General features: G+C 69.2%; 14 protein-coding genes. 2 read left to right on the plus strand and 12 right to left on the minus strand.

Annotation, left to right across the window (positions count from 1 at the left end):
* A complete protein-coding gene (gene rhaI / locus Q5Y72_RS05935) occupies positions 1-1,275 on the plus strand; it encodes an L-rhamnose catabolism isomerase (RefSeq protein WP_305962650.1) in 1,275 nt (424 codons plus the stop codon).
* A gap of 34 nt (positions 1,276-1,309) precedes the next feature.
* Here rhaI and Q5Y72_RS05940 read toward each other — a convergent pair whose 3' ends face one another.
* Genes Q5Y72_RS05940 through Q5Y72_RS05980 form a run of 9 tightly spaced genes read right to left on the minus strand, consistent with a single transcriptional unit; the run spans position 1,310 to position 8,347 of the window.
* On the minus strand, positions 1,310-2,533 hold the full coding sequence (locus tag Q5Y72_RS05940) for a 3-hydroxybenzoate 6-monooxygenase (protein ID WP_305962477.1): 1,224 nt from the start codon (positions 2,531-2,533) through the stop codon (positions 1,310-1,312).
* 42 nt (positions 2,534-2,575) lie between these two features.
* Positions 2,576-3,184: a TRAP transporter large permease subunit gene (locus Q5Y72_RS05945; protein WP_305962478.1), complete on the minus strand. Its 609-nt coding sequence runs from the start codon at positions 3,182-3,184 to the stop codon at positions 2,576-2,578.
* Entirely contained in the window at positions 3,178-3,834 is a 657-nt protein-coding gene (locus Q5Y72_RS05950; protein ID WP_305962479.1) for a TRAP transporter large permease subunit, read from the minus strand. The genes Q5Y72_RS05945 and Q5Y72_RS05950 overlap by 7 nt, the downstream gene beginning before the upstream one ends.
* Positions 3,831-4,349 (minus strand): TRAP transporter small permease, encoded by a 519-nt coding sequence (locus tag Q5Y72_RS05955; protein WP_305962480.1) that lies wholly within the window; start codon positions 4,347-4,349, stop codon positions 3,831-3,833. Before Q5Y72_RS05955 ends, Q5Y72_RS05950 begins: the two co-directional genes overlap by 4 nt.
* Complete coding sequence (locus tag Q5Y72_RS05960; RefSeq protein ID WP_305962481.1) at positions 4,346-5,338, minus strand: TRAP transporter substrate-binding protein; 993 nt, start codon at positions 5,336-5,338, stop codon at positions 4,346-4,348. Before Q5Y72_RS05960 ends, Q5Y72_RS05955 begins: the two co-directional genes overlap by 4 nt.
* A gap of 24 nt (positions 5,339-5,362) precedes the next feature.
* On the minus strand, positions 5,363-6,001 hold the full coding sequence (gene maiA, locus Q5Y72_RS05965) for a maleylacetoacetate isomerase (protein WP_305962651.1): 639 nt from the start codon (positions 5,999-6,001) through the stop codon (positions 5,363-5,365).
* Positions 6,001-6,699: a fumarylacetoacetate hydrolase family protein gene (locus tag Q5Y72_RS05970; protein WP_305962482.1), complete on the minus strand. Its 699-nt coding sequence runs from the start codon at positions 6,697-6,699 to the stop codon at positions 6,001-6,003. The genes maiA and Q5Y72_RS05970 overlap by 1 nt, the downstream gene beginning before the upstream one ends.
* A 17-nt stretch (positions 6,700-6,716) precedes the next feature.
* Entirely contained in the window at positions 6,717-7,274 is a 558-nt protein-coding gene (locus Q5Y72_RS05975; RefSeq protein WP_305962483.1) for a DinB family protein, read from the minus strand.
* Positions 7,271-8,347, minus strand: a complete 1,077-nt coding sequence (locus Q5Y72_RS05980) for a cupin domain-containing protein (protein ID WP_305962484.1) — start codon at positions 8,345-8,347, stop codon at positions 7,271-7,273. Before Q5Y72_RS05980 ends, Q5Y72_RS05975 begins: the two co-directional genes overlap by 4 nt.
* Before the next feature lie 114 nt (positions 8,348-8,461).
* Between Q5Y72_RS05980 and Q5Y72_RS05985 the strand changes: the two genes are divergently transcribed.
* On the plus strand, positions 8,462-8,926 hold the full coding sequence (locus Q5Y72_RS05985) for a MarR family winged helix-turn-helix transcriptional regulator (RefSeq protein WP_305962485.1): 465 nt from the start codon (positions 8,462-8,464) through the stop codon (positions 8,924-8,926).
* Positions 8,927-8,950: 24 nt separating this feature from the next.
* Here Q5Y72_RS05985 and Q5Y72_RS05990 read toward each other — a convergent pair whose 3' ends face one another.
* From Q5Y72_RS05990 to Q5Y72_RS06000, 3 genes are read right to left on the minus strand one after another with little or no spacing between them, the layout of a single operon-like run.
* Complete coding sequence (locus Q5Y72_RS05990; RefSeq protein ID WP_305962486.1) at positions 8,951-11,188, minus strand: hybrid sensor histidine kinase/response regulator; 2,238 nt, start codon at positions 11,186-11,188, stop codon at positions 8,951-8,953.
* Positions 11,185-12,369 carry an FIST N-terminal domain-containing protein gene (locus tag Q5Y72_RS05995; RefSeq protein WP_305962487.1) on the minus strand — a complete coding sequence of 395 codons (1,185 nt, stop codon included), beginning with the start codon at positions 12,367-12,369 and terminating at the stop codon, positions 11,185-11,187. Before Q5Y72_RS05995 ends, Q5Y72_RS05990 begins: the two co-directional genes overlap by 4 nt.
* Positions 12,350-13,060 carry a response regulator transcription factor gene (locus Q5Y72_RS06000; protein ID WP_305962488.1) on the minus strand — a complete coding sequence of 237 codons (711 nt, stop codon included), beginning with the start codon at positions 13,058-13,060 and terminating at the stop codon, positions 12,350-12,352. The genes Q5Y72_RS05995 and Q5Y72_RS06000 overlap by 20 nt, the downstream gene beginning before the upstream one ends.
* Positions 13,061-13,068: the final 8 nt, after the last annotated feature.

Consider the following 13,068-nt stretch of genomic DNA (forward strand, 5'->3'; position numbering starts at 1 on the left):
ATGATCGACAGCAGCATCATCGAGGCGGAAAACGCCGCGCGCCGGGCCGATCTGGCCGAAGATTACGACGCGCTGGGGGCAAGGCTGGCCCGGCGCGGCATCGAGATCGAGGCGCTGACCGCGCGGGCGGTGGCCTTCGGCGTGGCGGTGCCCAGCTGGGGGACAGGGACCGGCGGCACCCGCTTCGCGCGCTTTCCGGGGATCGGAGAGCCTGCCGGCATCTTCGACAAGCTGGACGATTGCGGCGTCATCCATGCCCTGACCCGCGCCACGCCCAGGGTCAGCCTGCACATTCCCTGGGACAGGGCCGATCCCGCCCTGCTGCGCGAAAAGGCCGAGGAAGCCGGCCTTGGCTTCGACGCCATGAACTCGAACAGCTTTCAGGACCAGCCGGGGCAGGCGCGCAGCTACAAGTTCGGCTCGCTGAGCCATACCGATGCCGCGACCCGCGCGCAGGCGGTCGAGCACAATCTGGACTGCATCGAGATCGGCCGCGCCATCGGGTCGCGCGCGCTGACGGTCTGGATCGGGGACGGGTCGAACTTTCCCGGCCAGACCTCGCTGAGCCGGCAGTTCGACCGCTATCTCGACTCGATGAAGGCGATCTATGCCGGGCTGCCGCCGGACTGGCGGCTGTTCAGCGAACACAAGATCTACGAGCCGGCCTTCTATTCGACCGTGGTGCAGGACTGGGGCACCAGCCTGATGACCGCGCAGGAGCTTGGCCCCAAGGCGCAATGCCTGGTCGATCTGGGCCATCACGCGCCGAACGTGAATATCGAGATGATCGTGGCGCGGCTGATCCGCGCCGGCAAGCTGGGCGGCTTCCACTTCAACGACAGCAAATATGGCGATGACGACCTGGACAGCGGCACCATCGAGCCGTTTCGCCTGTTCCTCGTCTTCAACGAGCTGGTCGAGCTTGAGGACAGCCCCGGCCTCGACCTGGCGCACATGATCGACCAGAGCCACAATGTCACCGATCCGATCGAAAGCCTGATCGTCTCGGCCTGCGAGATCCAGCGCGCCTTCGTGCAGGCCAGCCTGGTGGATCGCACGGCTCTGGAGGCGTATCGACAGTCTAACGATGCGCTGATGGCGGCGGCGACGCTGCGCGCGGCGTTTCGCACCGATGTCGAGCCGATCCTGCAGATGGCGCGGCTGCGGCAGGGCGGGGCGATCGACCCCGTGGCCTGTTTCCGCGCCTCGGGCTGGCGCGCGACCGTCGCGGAACGCCGGCCGAAAGCGGCGGGCGGCGGCGGCGGCATCGTCTGAGACGGGGCGGGGCGATGGACGCCCCGCCGGCCCCTCAGGCCGCGAGGCCGCGTGGGCGGACGGTTTCGGGCGAGACCGCACCCTCGAGCCCGGTCGAGCCGTAGAGCCAGCCCACCGCCTGATACCAGTCGGCCGGCGACTTGGCGCGCATCACCGCGTTGCGCAGGTCGGCATGGGCACCGGCGGGGTGATAGACATGCTGGCCGATCTCGCGCGATTGCAGCTGCACCCGCGCGGTGCGCAGCCGGCGCAGGTCCTGATAGGCGCCCAGGGCCGTGCCCGGATCCTCGCCATGTCGCTCCAGCATCGCCGACAGCGCCACCGCATCCTCCATCGCCATGCAGGCGCCTTGCGCGAAATACTGCATCATCGGATGGGCGGCGTCGCCCAGCAGCACCACACGCCCGTCGATCCAGTTCTGCACCGGGTCGCGGTCGCACAGCACCCAGCGCTTCCAGTCGCGGCCGCGGTCGATGATCTGGCGGGCGACGGGGTTCACATGCTCGAAGCCCTTGCGCACCTCGTCATGGCTGACCGGCACTCCGGCCTCGGGCGAGGGGGCGTCGTTGTGGTAGGTGACGACAAGGTTGAACACCTTCCAGCCCTTCAGCGGATAATGGACGATGTGGCATTTCGGACCGGCCCAGAGGGTCGCGGCGTTCCAGCGCAGATCCTCGGGCATGTCCTCGGTCGGGATGACCGAGCGGTAGGTGGTGTGCCCCGAGACCCGCGGCGCGCCGTCGCCGACCAGCTGCTGGCGGATGTTCGACCACAGCCCGTCGGCCCCGACCAGCAGGCGGCCAGTCAGCCGCTCGCCCGATTTCAGGATCGCGGTGACGGTCTCGCCGTCCTGGTCATAGGCCACCACCTCGCTGCTGGTGCGCAGGCTGACCAGCGGATGATCGGCGCAGGCCTTCAGGAAGATGCCGTGCAGGTCGCCCCGATGGATGACGGCGTAGGGGTTCCTGAAATGCGCCCGGAACGCGTCGTCCAGCGGGATGCGGGTGATCTCGTCGCCGCTGAGCGCGTCCATCAGGCGCAGGCTGTCGATGTAGACGGCGATGGATCGCGCCGCCTCGCCGACGCCCAGATAGTCGAAGGCGTGAAAGGCGTTCGGGCCCAGCTGGATGCCGGCGCCGATCTCGCCCAGCTGCGGTGCCTTTTCCAGCACCAGCGAGGCGATGCCCTTGTTGGCGAGGCCGATCGCGGTGGCAAGGCCGCCGATGCCGCCGCCGGCGATGATGACGGGATGGGTCATGATGAGTTCCTCCTCCTGCGGGGCGCGCCCGCGTGTTCGTTGTCAGAAAGGCCGCACCGTCCAGGGGACGAAGATGACCATCAGGATGACGGCGATGGACGCCAGGATGTAGGGCGCCACCAGGCGGGACAGGCGCGTGATCGGGATCTCGGACATCGCCGCGGCGATGTAGAGGCCGGTGCCGACCGGGGGCGTCAGCAGGCCCAGGACCAGCGTCAGCGACATCAGCACCCCGAACTGGATCGGATCGATGCCGTAATTGGCGATGGCGACGGGCAGCAGGATCGGCGTCAGGATGATCAGGGCGGCGATGCCGTCGAGGAACATCCCGACCACCATCAGCGCAACCATGATCAGCAGCATGAAGATCAGCGGATCGCCGGTCAGCGAGACGATGAAGGCCGCGACCGCCTGCGGGATCTGGTTGAAGGTCAGAACCCAGCCGAAGACCTTGGCGGCCATGATCAGGAAAAGCACGATGGCGGTGTTGGTCACCGTGCGGTCGATGATCCGCGGCAGCGCGCGCAGCGGCAGCTCGCGAAAGACGATGGCCCCGAACAGCAGCGCCACGACGATGGCCACGGCGGCGCTTTCGGTGGGCGTGAAGATGCCCCAGCTGATGCCGCCGATGATCGTCAGCGGGATCAGCATCGTCGCCAGCCCCGGGATCGTCGCCCTGAGGCGCGATCCGGTGGGCAGCGGCGCACCCGGATGGCCCGGCTCGCGATGCCGGCCTGCCACAGCGCGATCGCCAGAATCAGCGCGAACAGCACGATGCCGGGCAGGATTCCGGCCATGAACATGTCCGCGATCAAGACCTGCGCCACCACGCCATAGATGATGAACACCATCGAGGGCGGGATGATCGGTCCCAGAAGCCCGGCCGAAGCGGTGATCGAGGCCGCATAGCCGCGGTCATAGCCGTCCTTCTCCATCTCGGGCACCACGACGCGCGACATCACGGCCATCTGTGCGGTGGCCGAACCCATGATCGCGGCCAGCGCCAGGTTCGAGATCAGGTTCACGATGACGAGGTTGTGCGGCAGCCGGGTCAGCCAGACGCGCGCGGCGATGATGATCCGCCGCGTCAGCCCGCTTTCGTTCATGATCTCGCCCAGCAGCACGAACAGCGGGATGGCCAGCAGGTCGAAATTCTCGACCGAACCGAACAGGATCTGCGGGATCGAGTTCAGGATCTGCATGTTGCCGGTCATCAGCACGAAGGTGAAGGTGGCGGCCAGCAGCACGAAGGCGATCGGCATCGCGGCCAGCATCAGCGCGAGGAAGGACAGGCCCGTCATATCTCGACCCCCTTGTCGGTGGACAGCTCGATGGGCTTGTGGCCCGTGACAGCCTCGGCGAAATCGGCAAGCACATGGATCAGCGCCGAGGCCGAAAAGATCGGGACGATCCAGAAGAAGGGCGATTTCGCCCAGCCAAGCGTGATGATCTGCTCGAAGGCGACCACCGGCGAGATGACCCATCTCGCCGACGCCCACAGCAGGGTGGCAAGGATCGCGGCAACCAGCGCCAGCACCACCAGATCGACGATCCGGCGCGGCCCGTCAGGCAGCGTCTCGGTCAGCAGCGTGACGCCGATCTGCGCGCGGTCATTGACCGTGATCGAGGTCGCGACGAAGGCCAGCCAGACCAGCAGGATCGCCGCCATCTCTTCGGCGAAGACGATCGGAAGCCCGATCACATAGCGCATCGCGACATTGGCAACGATCAGCGCCACGAACGCCAGGACCAGAAGCCGGCTGGCCCACCGCTCGATGCGGGCCAGCCCGTCCGAGAGGGCGGAGAGCCAGGTCATTTCCCTTCGACGCCCGCGATGAAGGCTTCGATGGTCGGGTCGCCCGCAAGGCTGTCGCGCACCGCCTGATTGGCTTGCGCGAAGGCCTCGGCGCCATTTTCCAGCGTCACGATCTCGACCTTGCCCTCGAGCGCGGCGAGATTGGCCTTCTCGGCCTCGACCTGCTGGGCAGTGCCCCAGGCCAGGGCCTCGCGGGCAACCTCGCTGAAGCCGGCACGATCCTCGTCGGACAGCGAGTCCCATGTCACCTTGCTGACCACCAGCGCCGCGGGGAAGGGCATGTGACTGGTGATCGTCAGACCCTTGGCCACCTCGTCGAATTTCAGGCCGACCATCGCGTCAAGGTCGATGTCGATGCCGTCCAGAAGGCCGCTTTGCAGGCCCTGATAGACCTCGGTGAGGTTGACCGGGGTGGGAACCGCGCCCACAGCCTCCCACCAGGTCTTCATCGCCGGGAAGGGCACGATGCGGATCTTCTTCTGCGCCAGGTCGGCCGGGCCGTTCGCGGGGGCGGCCTTCATCAGGATGTGGCGCTGTCCGGCGAAGGTATAGCCCAGCCCGACAAGGCCCGCGGCCCCGAGCTGCGCCAGCATTTCGCCGGCTGCGGGGGTTTCGGCGGCGGCGGCGGCCGCGGTCACGTCCGCGAACAGGTAGGGCGTGAACCAGCCCTGCATCGAGGGCGCGCGCAGGCTGGTGATGGCGGCGGTCATCAGCCCGCTGTCCAGAAGCCCGCCCGACATCTGCTGGAACATCTCCTGCTCGACGCCCAGCTGCCCGGCGGGAAAGACCGCCAGCGTCAGGTTGCCGCCGGTCGCCTCGGGAAGCCTTTCGGCGATGCGGTTTGCGACCTGCGTCCAGACATGGCTGGGCGGGGTGATCAGGCCCATGCGCAGTTCGCGCGCATCGGCGGCCCCGGCCAGCGAGGCCAGCGCGGTGGTGGCAAGGGCTGCGGCGACGGCCGCGCGGCGGGTGAAGGTGGTGATGGACATGGCGTTCCTCCCTGGATGTCGGTCTTATTGCGCGTCGGGCTGGCGCGCGGGATGTGCTTCGGCAAAGGCCGGCAGCGCCTCGCAGGCGGCGCGGATCGCGCGCAGGCGGGGATAGGCATCGGTGGCAAGGCCGAAGCGGTCGGCCGAGAACATCTGCGGCACAAGGCAGATGTCGGCGAGGCCGGGGCGGTCACCGAAGGCGAAGGCGCCGCGATGATCCTGCGCGGCCGCAATCGCCTCGCAGGCCGCCAGCCCCTCGGCGATCCAGTGGCGACACCATGCGCCGGCGCCGTCCTGGTCCTGCCCGTGATGCGCCTTGATGTAGTTCAGCACCCGGAGGTTCTGCAGCGGATGGACCTCGCAGGCGATGATCTGCGCAAAGGCGCGGACCTCGGCGCGGGCCGTCGCGTCGTCGGGCAGCAGGCGCGCGCCGGCCTGCGTCTCGTCCAGCCATTCGATGATCGCCAGCGACTGGGTCAGCCGCGCGGTGCCGGTGTCGAGGACCGGCACCAGCCCCTGCGGGTTCATCGCCAGGAAGGCGTCGTCGCGGTGCGCCTTGTCGCGCAGGTTGACGGTCACGACCTCGGGCGCCAGGCCCTTGAGGTTGAACGCGATCCGGCAGCGATAGGCCGAGGACGAGCGGAAATAGCCGTAAAAGCGCATCACTCGGGCGCTCCGACGGTCAGGTTGACCGGGTCGAGCCCGTCGATGGTGCCGTGGATCGACTGGCCGGGCGTGACCGCGCCGACGCCCGCGGGCGTGCCGGTATAGATCAGGTCGCCCGGTTCGAGGTGGTAGAATTTCGACAGGTCCGCGACCAGTTCGGCAACCGACCAGATCAGGTCCGACAGGCGCGCGTCCTGGCGCAACTCGCCATCCACGCTCAGCTGGACCTTCTGGTCGCCGATGGTGCCGAAATCGGCGGCGCGGGTGATCGGGGCGATCACCGAGGAGCCCTCGACATCCTTGCCGAGATCCCAGGGCCGCTGCTTGGCGCGGGCCGCAAGCTGCAGGTCGCGCCGGGTCATGTCGAGGCCGGTCGCATAGCCAAAGACCGCCTCCAGCGCCTCGTCGACCGACACGCGGAACGCCGGCTTGCCGATCGCCACGACGAATTCCATCTCGTAGTGGAAGTTCCCGGTGCCGGGCGGATAGGGGTAGGTCTGGCCGGTCGGCAGGATCGTCAGCGCCGATTTGGTAAAGTAGAAGGGCGCCTCGCGATCCACCTCGACACCCATCTCGGCGGCATGGGCGGCATAGTTGCGACCCACGCAGAAGACGCGGTGGACGGGATATTCGGCGGTCTCGCCCTTGACGGGAACGGTCGGCCATGCCGGCGAGGGAAACAGGGTCTGGGTCATCGGTCGGGTCCTTGCGGTCAGGGATGGGTCAGGTCTTGTGCCAGAGCGGCGGGAATGTCGCGCAGCCTGCCGCCGGCGCGCAGATCGATCGCCGCGCGCCACAGGGTCAGCGCATGCATGTGGGCGGTGTCGCGGGCCGCGACCTCACCCGAGGCGAGCCGCACCGGCAGATCCCATTCGGCATCCGTCAGGTCGCGCCACACGACGTTCAGATGCACTTCGGCATGGGCGGCCAGATGGCGCAGCGCGCGGTCCGGCAGGGTCTCGGCCAGGTCCAGAGCGGCGGCGTCGGTGTCGGCCCGGTCGCCGGTGCGGCCTGTGGCATCCTCCAGCACCTGCGCGATGGCACGCGCCTCGAGGGCCGCGGCGGCAATCACCCGCCGGCGGCTGAAACCCTCGCGCGCCGATTCGGCCCACAGCGATTCGTCGTCCAGTCCGTTCACGATCCGCGCCAGATAGGCCCTGCCGCGCCGCGCCATTGCCAGCGCCCCGGCCGGCGCCGCGGCGGCGTCATGGCGCGCCCCGGCACCCTGCCGTTCGCGCAGCGCCGCCCGGGCGGTGTCCAGATCGCTCACGCCTCGGCCTCGATCAGGCTGCGCTGGAAGTTCAGCCGCTCGATGATCGGCGCGTCGGAAAAGCGGAACAGGTCGAACAGGGTCTCGGCCTCCAGCGACCAGGCGACCCAGGACGGGATCACGAAGATGTCGCCTGTCTCGAGCCGCGTGCGTTCGCCGTCCATCACCACCGCGCCGCGCCCCTCGAAGACCTGGAACACGGTCGAGCCGACCTCGCGCCGGGTCTGCGTCTGCGTGCCCTCGCGCAGCCGGTGGAATTCGGCCCGGATCGTCGGCATCACGTCGCCGCCCGTCGTCGGGTTGACATACCGGACCGCGGCATGGCCCTGCGCGACGGTGGCGGGCTGGCCTTCCTCTTCCAGCAGCAATTGCTGGGTCAGGGCGGCGTCGGTGACGTCCCAGCGATAGGCGCCGATCGGGCTGGCCGCGGTGTTCTGAAGCTGCGACAGCGGGCGCAGGCCGGGATGGCACCACAGCCGTTCGCCGCGCGAATATCGCGGCGTGGCGTAGTCGGTCACCCGGTCGGCGCCGAATTCGAAGAAGCCCACGTCGTTCTGGAAGCTGAAGGGGATGTCCAGCCCGTCGATCCAGGCCATCGGCTGATCGGTGTCGTTGTGGTGGCCGTGAAAGCACCAGCCCGGCGTCAGCAGGAAATCGCCCCGCGACATGCGGACCGGATCGCCGTTCACCACCGTCCAGACGCCCTCCCCCTCGACGACGAAGCGAAAGGCGTTCTGCGAGTGGCGGTGTTCGGGCGCCGTCTCGCGCGGGCCCAGATACTGGATCGCGCACCACAGCGTCGGCGTGATGTAGGTCTGCCTGCCAAGGCCCGGATTGGCCAGGCCGATGGCCCGACGCTCGCCGCCGCGGCCGACCGGGACCAGATCGCCCGATCGCTGCGCCAGCGGATAGAGGTTGGCCCATTTCCAGACATGCGCGACGGCCCTCGGACGGGGATGGCGCGGCATCAGGTCGCCGATCTGGGTCCATAGCGGGTTCAGATGATGCTCTGCAAAGCCCTGATACAGGCGGCGCAGTTCGGGCGTGTCCTCGGGCTGCATGGCGTTGTCCATCGCGGGCCTCCTCCTCCGACGAATCGTTCCTCTATTGATATGTATACTGATGATTAGTATACTTTGTAAATAGCCGTGTTGCCAAAGCCGCGGCGCCGCCCGAGGATCGCTGGAATGACACAGATCTACGACCTTCCGGGGCACCAGATTCGCCGCCTGCACCAGATCTCGGTCGCAGTCTTCGCTGCGCAGACGCGGGCCGCGGGCTTCGACCTGACGCCCGTGCAATATGCGGCGCTGGCCAGCCTGCGCGACCATCCCGGCATCGATCAGGCCACGCTGGCCGGGCTGATCGCCTATGACCGGGTGACCATCGGCGGGGTCGTGTCGCGGCTGGAGGCGCGCGGCTATCTGCAACGCAAGGTGCGCGACGGCGACCGCCGCGCCCGCAGCCTGACCCTGACCGAGCGCGGCGAATCGCTGCTGGCGACGATCCAGCCCGCTGTGCGCGCCACGCAGGATCAGCTGATGGCCGGGCTTGCGCCGGACGAGCGGGATGCGTTCATGCGCCTTCTCGCCAAGCTGACCGAGGCCGGCAATCACCTGAGCCGCGCGCCCTTCGAGGGCGGCGAGGCCTGAGCGGGGTGGCGGGCGGACGGGGCGTCAGTCGTCGATTGCGGGCATCACCACCCGGGCCAGGGTCGCGGGCGAGATCGGCTTGTGCAGGATCTCGATGCGGTGGCGCGCGGCCTCTTGCAGCAGGGCGTCCGACCGGTCGGCGGTAATCAGGCATCGGCCGGCCGCCTGCGGCAAGAGCGGGGCCAGGGCGCGCAGGCAGGCCAGCCCGTCCATGCCCGCGCCAAGCTGGTAGTCGACGAGGCACAGGTCCGGCTCGACCCCGGTTTCCTCGATCAGCGCAACGGCCTCTTCGCCCGAGGCCACGTCCAGGACCGCCACGCCCCATTGGTCCAGCAGCTGCGACAGCGCCTGCGTCACCTCGCGGTCGTTCTCGACGATCAGGGCGATGCGGTCGATGGCGCGGTCCTGTCCGGGCGGTTCGGCGGGCGGCGAGGCCGCGTCGCGCCGGTCGCCCAGCCCGGTCGAGGGCACCTCGACCGAGAAGGTCGAGCCGCGGCCCGGCGCCGATCGCAGGTCCAGCCGGTGCCCCAGCAGCGCCGCCGCGCGTTCGACGATGGCCAGACCCAGACCCAGACCCTCGGCGGCCGACGCCTTGGAATCCAGCCGCCTGAATTCGGCGAAGATCACCCCCTGATCGTCGGGTGCGATGCCGCGGCCGCTGTCGCGCACCTGGATCAGCTGGCATCCGGGCCGGCCGCGCGCGGCGACCATGATGCCGCCGCTGTCGGTATAGCGGATCGCATTCGAGATCAGGTTCTGCAGGATCCGCCGCAGGTAGATGCGATCCGACAGCACCGTGGCGGGGGCCGGCCGGAAGGACAGCCGCAGGCCCTTGCGTTCGGCCAGCGGGGTGAACTCCTCGCGCAGTTGCCGGAACAGCGGCGCCAGCGCGATCGGCTCGATGCTCAGCGCCGCCTGCCCGACCTCCAGCCGCGAGATGTCGAGAAGCGCCTCGAGCAGCGCGCTGACCGAATCCAGCGAGCGTTGGGTCTTTTCCAGCCGCGACCGCAGCCGCGCCTCGGTCACCTCCTCGATCAGCGTGCCGACATACAGCGTTGCCGCCGACAGCGGCTGCATCAGGTCGTGGCTGACCGCCGCGACAAAACGCACCCGCGAGGCATTGGCGCGTTCGGCGCTGGCCAGCGCGTCCTGCAATTCCAGCGTGCGTTGCACCACCCGCGCCTCCAGCGTCTCGTTGGCGTCGCGGATCGCCTGCATCGCGGCCTTGTAGTCGGTGATGTCGTCCAGCGACATCACGAAGCCGCCATCCGGGATCTCCTGCGCGAAGATCGCGTAGCTGCCCTTGCCGCCCTGCCGGCGCAGCTCGACCTCGAAGGCGGTCTTGCGGCGGACCGAGCGCACCCAGTCGGCCAGCATGTTGGCACCCTGATGGGCCGGAAAGACGAACTGGCCGCGCAGCTGCTGCCACAGCTCGTCGAAATGCATCCCCGCGCGCAGCCGGCTGCGCGGCAGCACCAGCATCTGGGTCAGGTTGGCGTTCCAGCCCAGCAGGTGCAGCCGGGCATCGAAGATGCAGACGCCAAGGGGGACGTGATCCAGCGTCGCCTGGAGGATCCTGGTCTGGGTGGACAGCAGCCGGCCGCGTTCCTGGCGTTCGGCCCGGATCAGGTCGGTCACCTCGGTCTGGATGATCGCGGTGCTGCCATCGGCGGTGCGCTGTTCGGACACCTGCACCCAGCGGCCCTCGGCCATGCCCTGCGTCAGGATGAAATGCCGCTCGGCGTGGCGGCGCTGCCGCATCGCGATCCAGTCCTCGCGGGTGGTGCCCTCGGGCAGCGCCAGATGCCGCGAACTGGCGGCAAGGCGCAGATAGTCGTCGAAGGACAGGCCCGGCTTCAACCCGGCCACGATGTCGGGCAGCAGCGCGTTGAAGCGCGAGTTGCACATGATCAGCACGTCGTCCGCGTCGAACAGCGCAAAGCCCTCCTGCACCGCCTCGATGGCGTTCGCAAGGTTCTGGCGGGCGATGTCCTTTTCGCGCCAGGCCTCGGACAGCCGCTCGTTCGAGGCGTTCAGCAGGTCCAGCGCATTTTCCAGCTCGCGCGTGCGGGCGCGCACCTCGTCCTCCAGCACGGCGGCGCGCTGGAACTGGGCATAGCCCACGCCGGTGTCGCCGGGCAGGTCCTCGATGTGGCGGATCAGCGACTGGGTGATGCGCACCAGCTTTTCGTGGCGCCGGTCCATGTCGTCCTCGGGCGCCATCATCCGCTCGACATCCGCGGGCTGGTGCGGGGCCGTCACTGGGGCGTCCCGGCGTCGTAGAAGGCCACGCCGCTGAAGGTCTGGTTCATATGCATCGCGCCGATCTGTTCGCCATAGGTGGAAAAGCCTGCGACGCGGTGATCACGCAGGATCCGCGAGACGTCGCGGGTGCGCTGCCGGGCCTCGGCGTCGATGCGGCGGAACAGGCAGTCGAAGCCCAGCACCATCGCGGGCGCGCCGTCGCGGCCCAGATCGCGCAGCGAGGCGTCGAGATGGGTGGCGATGTCGCCCTGCTCGGCCAGCGTCAGCACCATGCCCTCGGCCACCGCGCCAAAGAACACCAGCGCCCCGTCGGACCCGACCTCCTGGATCGAGCGGACGTGATGGCGCCCGCCCGCCCGCACCAGCAGCGGCCGGGTCGCGAAGGTCTCGGGGCCGAGGCTGTCGACCGGGACCGACAGCAGCCGCGCGTATTCCTGCGCGGCGGGCTCGTCATTGATGCGCAGGATCGCGCGGTTGGGCGGATCGGCCCGGGTCACGACCATCTGCGTGCGCGAGGGGCTGGTGCAGTCGAAGGAAAAGACCCGCACCGGCGCGCGGGCGCGCAGCAGGCACAGCACCGCCGCGCGGTCATGCAGGGCGCCGGACAGGAACACCCGCGTGCGCCGGAAGCGGCGCCCGTCGCCCGCCGAGCCGCCGACCAGCGGCACCGGGCCCAGCCCTCCGGCCAGCGAGGCGACCAGCTGTTCCTCGCGCCCCGACAGCCCGTCGACCATCAGGATGCCCAGCTCATGAGGGAAATCGGCGGCATGGCGGTGCAGGGTCTGGCGGGCGCGCTGCAGCTGCGCGATGACGCCGCGGCTGTCGACCTCGTCCAGCGGGTCGATCAGCACCGCGTCGGCGACGAAGGCCGAGGCCGGAAAGCCGATGGCGACGATGCGGCCGTCGCCATAGCCGTCCTCGCACAATTCGCCGGCGGTGGTGCAGCCGGCGACCGTGGTGCCGGGGAACAGCCCGGCCGCGCGGGGCAGCAGCGCGTCCAGCCGCGTCTGGGGCGCGGCAAACAGCAGCAGCAGCGCGAAGGGGCCGGGGCCGATGATGCCCGCGATGGCGAAGGCCGGGTCGGGATGGTCGGCAAAGACCGAGGCGCGGGCGGGCACCAGCGGCGACGGGCGGGCCGCAAAGCCGGCCAGCGTCGGGCTATGGATGTCCTCCTGCATCGCTCAGCTGTCCTGCCATGGTTGCATCCCGCGCCAGCAGCACCGCCTGCGTCCGCGACGACACGCCCAGCTTGCGCATGATCGCCGTCACATGCGCCTTGACCGTGGTTTCGGCGATCGACAGCTCGTAGGCGATCTGCTTATTCATCTTGCCGTCGCAGATCAAATCAAGAATCCGCGCCTGCTGGCGGGTCAGCTGCGACAGCCGGCGGATCGCGGCGGTCGCGCCGCCCGAGGGCGCATCGCCGGGGGCACCCTCGGCGGGCAGGTCGGGGGCATAGACCTCGCCTGCGGCCAGCGCCGCGAAGGCGGCGCGAAAGATCTCGCGCCGCGAATGCTTGGGCACGAAGCCCGCCGCCCCGGCCGCCAGCGCCGCCCGGATCACCCGCGTCTCCTTGATCGAGGTGACCAGCAGGATCGGCAGGTCCGGCGCGATGCGGCGCAGCGCCACCAGCCCCTCGAGGCCATCCACATCGGGCAGGTTCAGGTCCAGCACCACCACATCGAAGCGCCGGCCGGATTCCAGCGCCTCGATGGCCCGCGCCAGGCTGTCGGCATGGACCACCCGCTGGATCCGGGTGACGCTTTGCAGCGTCATCGCCAGCGCATCCCCGAAAAGCGGATGATCCTCGATGATCAGCGCGGTGCGGAAATCCAGAACGGGATGGGGGGCAGTCGGCGGGTCGTCCATCAGCATCC

This window comes from Paracoccus spongiarum, assembly GCF_030732095.1.
In the GTDB taxonomy this organism is placed as follows: Bacteria; Pseudomonadota; Alphaproteobacteria; order Rhodobacterales; family Rhodobacteraceae; genus Paracoccus; species Paracoccus spongiarum.

What these genes read in the sequence shown, in the direction of transcription:
- Q5Y72_RS05985 (WP_305962485.1), top strand. Translation starts at nt 8,462, where the DNA reads ATGACACAGATCTACGACCTTCCGGGGCACCAGATTCGCCGCCTGCAC.
- maiA (WP_305962651.1), bottom strand. Translation starts at nt 6,001, where the DNA reads ATGCGCTTTTACGGCTATTTCCGCTCGTCCTCGGCCTATCGCTGCCGG.
- rhaI (WP_305962650.1), top strand. Translation starts at nt 1, where the DNA reads ATGATCGACAGCAGCATCATCGAGGCGGAAAACGCCGCGCGCCGGGCC.
- Q5Y72_RS05940 (WP_305962477.1), bottom strand. Translation starts at nt 2,533, where the DNA reads ATGACCCATCCCGTCATCATCGCCGGCGGCGGCATCGGCGGCCTTGCC.
- Q5Y72_RS06000 (WP_305962488.1), bottom strand. Translation starts at nt 13,060, where the DNA reads ATGGACGACCCGCCGACTGCCCCCCATCCCGTTCTGGATTTCCGCACC.
- Q5Y72_RS05955 (WP_305962480.1), bottom strand. Translation starts at nt 4,349, where the DNA reads ATGACCTGGCTCTCCGCCCTCTCGGACGGGCTGGCCCGCATCGAGCGG.
- Q5Y72_RS05960 (WP_305962481.1), bottom strand. Translation starts at nt 5,338, where the DNA reads ATGTCCATCACCACCTTCACCCGCCGCGCGGCCGTCGCCGCAGCCCTT.
- Q5Y72_RS05980 (WP_305962484.1), bottom strand. Translation starts at nt 8,347, where the DNA reads ATGGACAACGCCATGCAGCCCGAGGACACGCCCGAACTGCGCCGCCTG.
- Q5Y72_RS05970 (WP_305962482.1), bottom strand. Translation starts at nt 6,699, where the DNA reads ATGACCCAGACCCTGTTTCCCTCGCCGGCATGGCCGACCGTTCCCGTC.
- Q5Y72_RS05950 (WP_305962479.1), bottom strand. Translation starts at nt 3,834, where the DNA reads ATGACGGGCCTGTCCTTCCTCGCGCTGATGCTGGCCGCGATGCCGATC.
- Q5Y72_RS05995 (WP_305962487.1), bottom strand. Translation starts at nt 12,369, where the DNA reads ATGCAGGAGGACATCCATAGCCCGACGCTGGCCGGCTTTGCGGCCCGC.
- Q5Y72_RS05945 (WP_305962478.1), bottom strand. Translation starts at nt 3,184, where the DNA reads ATGCTGATCCCGCTGACGATCATCGGCGGCATCAGCTGGGGCATCTTC.